A 5,174-nucleotide genomic window follows, 5' to 3' on the forward strand; every position below is an offset into this window, starting at 1 on the left:
ACGTGCATCTCGTCGGTACCTTCTATTGCTGCAAGGCGGCCTGGGCCGGCATGCGCGACCGCAACTACGGCCGCATCGTGCTGACCACCTCGTCCTCCGGTCTTTACGGCAATTTCGGCCAGGCCAATTACGGCGCGGCGAAGTCCGGCATGGTCGGCCTGATGAACGTGCTGGCGGAAGAGGGCCGCAAGACCAACATCCGCGTCAACATCATCTCGCCGACCGCGGCGACCCGCATGACCGAAGAGCTGCTGCCGCCACAGGCGCTGCAGCTGATGAAGCCGAACGCGATCACGCCCGCGGTCGAATACATGCTAAGCGAGGATGCACCGACCCGCACCATCATGGGCGCCGGCGCCGGCTCCTTTGCGGTGATCAAGATTGTCGAGAGCGAAGGCATCAACCTGCCGGAGTCCGAATGGACGCCGGACGCGGTCGCCGCGCATTTCGCCGAGATCAGCGACATGTCGAAGGCGAAGGCGCTGACGGGAGCGTTCGAGCAGACGCAGAAATATGTGGCGCAGGCCGCGGCGAGGGCGGGGATCAAGCTCTAGCTCCACTGTCATTCCGGGGCGTCGCRAAGCGACGAGCCCGGAATCCATCGTGCTACAGAAACCGCCGCCCAATGGATTCCGGGTTCGCGCCCAAGCGGGCGCGCCCCGGAATGACGCTGTTTTTGGCGCGAGAATCTGGCCTAAACTCCCGCCATGACACCATCCGAATCCCACGTCACCATCATCGGCGCAGGTCCCGCCGGGCTGATGGCGGCCGAGGTGCTGGCGCAGGGCGGCGCGCGCGTCACCGTTTACGACGCGATGCCGTCCGCGGGCCGTAAATTCCTGATGGCAGGCCGGGGCGGGCTCAATCTCACCCACAGCGAGCCGCTGCCGCAGTTCATGCCGCGCTATCGCGAGGCGGCGCCGAAGCTGCAAGCGGCGGTCGAAGCCTTTTCACCCGACGCGCTGCGCGCCTGGAGCGAGGCACTGGGTGAGCCGACCTTCGTCGGCAGCAGCGGTCGCGTGTTTCCAAAAGCGTTCAAGGCCTCGCCCTTGCTGCGCGCCTGGCTGCGGCGGCTCGACGCCGCCGGCGTGCGGTTTGCATTCCGCCATCGCTGGACCGGCTGGGACGGGGAAGGGCGGTTGTTGTTCCAAACATCGAGCGGCACCTCCGCCGTTGCAGCCGACGCCACCGTGCTCGCGCTCGGCGGCGCAAGCTGGCCGCGGCTCGGATCGGATGGAAGCTGGGTCGATATCCTCGCGTCCAAAGACATTGCCATCTCGAGGCTGCGGCCGGCCAATTCCGGTTTCACGGTCGCATGGTCCGAATTGTTCCGTGATCGTTTCGAGGGCCAGCCGCTCAAGGGCGTCGCGCTGACGATCGGTGCACACACGGTGCGCGGCGAAGCGATGATCACCCGCGGCGGCATCGAAGGCGGCGCGATCTATGCGCTGTCGGCGGAGCTGCGCGAGGCGGTGCTGGGTCTTGGGCAGGCGACGCTCACGATCGCACTGCGACCCGACCTCGACGCTGCCGCGCTGACCGTGCGCCTGTCGGGCACGCGCGGCAAGCAATCGCTCGCAAACTTCCTGCGCAAGGCGGCGCAGCTGTCACCGGTCGGCATCGGCCTGATGCAGGAGGCCGCCATCGCATCTGGCCGGCCGCTGGCCTCGTTCTCGCCGGCCGAGCTCGCACACCTGGTCAACGCCATTCCGGTTCGGCTCACCGGCGTCGCCCCGATCGATCGCGCGATCTCGACCGCTGGCGGAATAATCTTCGACGGGCTCGACGAGCATTTCATGCTGCGCAAGCTGCCCGGCCTGTTCGCCGCCGGCGAGATGCTGGATTGGGAGGCGCCGACCGGGGGCTATCTGTTGCAGGCAACGTTCGCGACTGGGGCCGCCGCGGGTAGGGGGGTGCTGGAGTGGCTGAAGCGTTCATAGAACGCCGTCGCCCTTCGAGGCTCGCCCAGCGGCGCAGTGCGCCGCAAGGCTCGCACCTCAGGATGACGGCTATCCGCGAGCATCATCTTAAGTCGGCCTAACGAGAGCGTCATCCTGAGGTGCTCGTTTCCGGTGCGAGAGCACCGGAAACCGAGCCTCGAAGGATGCGCGGGCGCGAACGCCTTAGCGCAGCTTCCCCCGCGCCGCCACCGGCAGCGTGCCGATGATCTCCTCGCCGCGGACCATCAGCACCTCGTCCATCATGTTGACGACGACGCAGACATGATTGGGCACGATGCGCACGACATCGCCGACATTCGGCCGGGTGTTGCTGCGGGAGAGATCGAGGAAGCCGTGCTCCTCGGCGAAGCGCGCGATCTTGGCTTCGGGGTGCTCCAGGATCAGGCCGTGGCCGTCGAGCCCGCCGGTGTCCGTGGTCAGCGTCTTGGAGCCGGCATCGAGAATGCCGCGCTCGGGCGCGGCGCGGCTCACGACGGTTGAATAGATGTGCAGCGCGCAGTCGTCCCACGTCGCGGAGCCGGCAGCGACCTGCATGCGGTCGTTGTAGATGTAGGTGCCGAAGCGATGCTCGGTGCCGCCCTTGAGCTTGCCGAGATTGACGAGGTTCGGCGTGCCGCCGGTCGAGACGATCTTTGCATCCAGCCCGTGCGCGCGCACGCCGGCCAGCGCCTCGTCGTAGAATTTTTGCGCGTCCGCCCAGCCGGTCTCGGTCGGATAAAGCATGAAGCCGGCGAACTCGAGCCCTTTGGACCCGGCGATCTCGCGCGCCAGCGCAATCGCCTCCGCCGGTGTCTCGACGCCCGCGCGCTTGCGGCCCGTATCGCATTCGACCACCACCGAGAGCGGGCGGCCTGATGCTGCGGCCGCCTTCGGCAAACCTGCGACGACCGTCGAATTGTCCGCGGCCACCGTCATGTTCGCCTTCGCCTGCAGCGCGCCGAGCCGCGCCATCTTCTCTTCGCCGAGCAGGTTGTAGCTGATCAGGATGTCGTCGATGCCGGCATTGGCCATGATCTCGGCCTCGCCGATCTTCTGGCAGGTGATGCCCTTGGCGCCGGCCGCCACCTGCATCTTGGCAATGGTCGGGTTCTTGTGCGTCTTGATGTGAGGACGATTGGCGATTCCGGCGTCGTCGCAGGCCTTCTGGATCCGCGCGATGTTGCGCTCGACCTTGTCCATGTCGATGACGGCGCAGGGCGTGCCGTATTCGCGGGCGATCTTGGCGGCGAGAGTCGTTGTCATGGCAGTCCCCTAGTTGGCGGAATACGCGCTAAGCCTGTTCAATTTCTTCGCGAAGCATTTCGAGTTCGAGCCAGCGCTCTTCGGCGGCGGACAATTCGTCATGCGCCTTGGCGATCGCGGCGGAGGCGTCGTCGAATTTCTTGCGATCCTTGGCGTAGAGGTTGGGATCGTCGAGCACGCGTTGCAGCTTGGCGATGTCGGCATGCAATTTTTCCATCTTCTTCGGCAGCGTTTCCAGCGCGTGCTTCTCGTTGAAGCTCAACCGCCGCTTCGGCGCGGATGCGGGAGCAGCTTGCCGCTCCTCTTTCTTCTCCGCGGGGGCTTGCGCCTTCGCCGTCTCGCGCTTCAAGTCCGCGCCGCGCTGCGCCAGCATGTCGCTGTAGCCGCCGGCATATTCGATCCATCTGCCGTTGCCCTCGGGCGCAATCACAGAGGTGACGACGCGGTCGAGGAAGTCGCGGTCGTGGCTGATCAGGATCACGGTGCCGTCGTAGTCGCCGAGCATGTCCTCGAGCACGTCGAGCGTTTCCAGGTCGAGATCGTTGGTCGGCTCGTCCAGCACCAGCAGGTTCGAGGGCTTGGCCAATGCGCGCGCCAGCATCAGCCGGCCGCGCTCGCCGCCCGAGAGTACCTCTACCGGCGTGCCGCGTTGCTCTTGTACGAACAGAAAATCCTTCATGTAGCCGACGACATGCTTCGGCTTGCCGCCGACCATGATCTGGTCGCCACGGCCGCCGGTCAGTGCCTCCGCCAGCGTCGATTTGGGGTCAAGGCTTTCGCGGTGCTGGTCGAGGGTGGCCGTCTCAAGGTTGGCACCAAGCCGCACGGTCCCGGAGTCGGGCTGCATGCCGCCGGTGAGCAGATTGACCAGCGTGGTCTTGCCGGCGCCGTTCGGCCCGATGATGCCGAGCCGGTCGCCGCGCTGGATGCGGGTGGAGAAATTGTCGACGATCTTGCGCTCGCCATAGGCCTTGGTGATGCCTTTGGCTTCGATCACCAGCTTGCCGGACTGCTCAGCCTCGGCGGCTGCGAGATTGGCGCTGCCGGCGGTGCCGCGATAGTTGCGGCGCTGGTCGCGCAGCGTGTGCAGATTGGCAAGCCGCTTGACGTTGCGCTTGCGCCGGCCGGAGACGCCGTAGCGCAGCCAGTGCTCCTCGTCGACGATCTTGCGGTCGAGCTTGTGCTGGTCGCGCTCTTCCTCGGCGAGCACCTCGTCGCGCCAGCTCTCGAACGAGGCAAAGCCGCGGTCGATCTGCTTGATCCGGCCGCGGTCGAGCCACGCCGTGGAGCGCGAGAGATTGGTGAGGAAGCGGCGGTCGTGGCTGATCAGCACCAGCGCGCTGCGGCGGCTGTCGAGCTCCTGTTCCAGCCATTCGATGGTGGAAAGATCGAGATGGTTGGTCGGCTCGTCCAGCAGCAGGATGTCGGGCGAGGGCGCCAGCACACATGCGAGCGCGGCGCGGCGAGCTTCGCCGCCAGAGAGGTTGTGCGGGTTCTCGTCGCCGGTCAGCCCGAGCTGCTCCAGCAGATAGCGCGCCTGATGCTGGTCGTCGCCGGGCGCGAGCCCCGCCTCGACATAGGCGAGCGTGGTCTTGTGGTCGCCGAAATCAGGCTCCTGCGGCAGATAGCGGATCGTGGCGCCCGGCTGCACGAAGCGTGTGCCGCCGTCGGGCTCGACGAGGCCGGCCGCGATCTTGAGAAGCGTTGACTTGCCCGAGCCGTTGCGGCCGATCAGGCAGACCCGCTCGCCAGCCGCAACGTTGAGCTCGACGCCGTTCAATAGCGGCGTGCCGCCAAACGTCAGCTTGATGTCCTTGAGTTGGATCAGCGGCGGCGCCATCGTCAGCCCTGACTTGAATTCTGGCTCGTTGCGGCCGCATCAGCGCGGCGGCGCTGGATCCGGCGCAGCGTCTGGTCGAGCGCCGAGAGGAACGTCGACCGGTCGCGCGGTGCGAACGATCGCGGGCCGCC

General features: G+C 66.5%; 4 protein-coding genes and 1 pseudogene. 2 read left to right on the forward strand and 3 right to left on the reverse strand.

Annotation, left to right across the window (positions count from 1 at the left end; all coding sequences use genetic code 11):
* Both AC1D00_RS25585 and AC1D00_RS25590 read left to right on the forward strand, forming a co-directional pair.
* A partial coding sequence (locus AC1D00_RS25585) for an SDR family NAD(P)-dependent oxidoreductase (protein ID WP_477012565.1) occupies positions 1-554 on the forward strand: 554 nt, incomplete at its 5' end.
* Between the two features lie 153 nt (positions 555-707).
* Positions 708-1,940, forward strand: coding sequence for a BaiN/RdsA family NAD(P)/FAD-dependent oxidoreductase (locus AC1D00_RS25590; protein ID WP_477012566.1), 1,233 nt, complete (start codon positions 708-710; stop codon positions 1,938-1,940).
* A gap of 183 nt (positions 1,941-2,123) precedes the next feature.
* Here AC1D00_RS25590 and AC1D00_RS25595 read toward each other — a convergent pair whose 3' ends face one another.
* The 3 genes and pseudogenes from AC1D00_RS25595 to AC1D00_RS25605 form a co-directional block, all read right to left on the reverse strand.
* Positions 2,124-3,203 carry a D-TA family PLP-dependent enzyme gene (locus AC1D00_RS25595; protein WP_135173239.1) on the reverse strand — a complete coding sequence of 360 codons (1,080 nt, stop codon included), beginning with the start codon at positions 3,201-3,203 and terminating at the stop codon, positions 2,124-2,126.
* Positions 3,204-3,231: 28 nt separating this feature from the next.
* Positions 3,232-5,043, reverse strand: a complete 1,812-nt coding sequence (locus tag AC1D00_RS25600) for an ABC-F family ATP-binding cassette domain-containing protein (RefSeq protein WP_477012567.1) — start codon at positions 5,041-5,043, stop codon at positions 3,232-3,234.
* A 2-nt stretch (positions 5,044-5,045) separates the two neighbouring features.
* A pseudogene (locus AC1D00_RS25605) lies at positions 5,046-5,174 on the reverse strand (YaiI/YqxD family protein); the annotation flags it as partial.

The organism is Bradyrhizobium sp. P2_E8 (assembly GCF_056403875.1).

Excerpts from the sequence above, each read along its gene's own strand:
- AC1D00_RS25600 (WP_477012567.1), bottom strand. The coding sequence starts at position 5,043 with ATGGCGCCGCCGCTGATCCAACTCAAGGACATCAAGCTGACGTTTGGC.
- AC1D00_RS25595 (WP_135173239.1), bottom strand. The coding sequence starts at position 3,203 with ATGACAACGACTCTCGCCGCCAAGATCGCCCGCGAATACGGCACGCCC.
- AC1D00_RS25590 (WP_477012566.1), top strand. The coding sequence starts at position 708 with ATGACACCATCCGAATCCCACGTCACCATCATCGGCGCAGGTCCCGCC.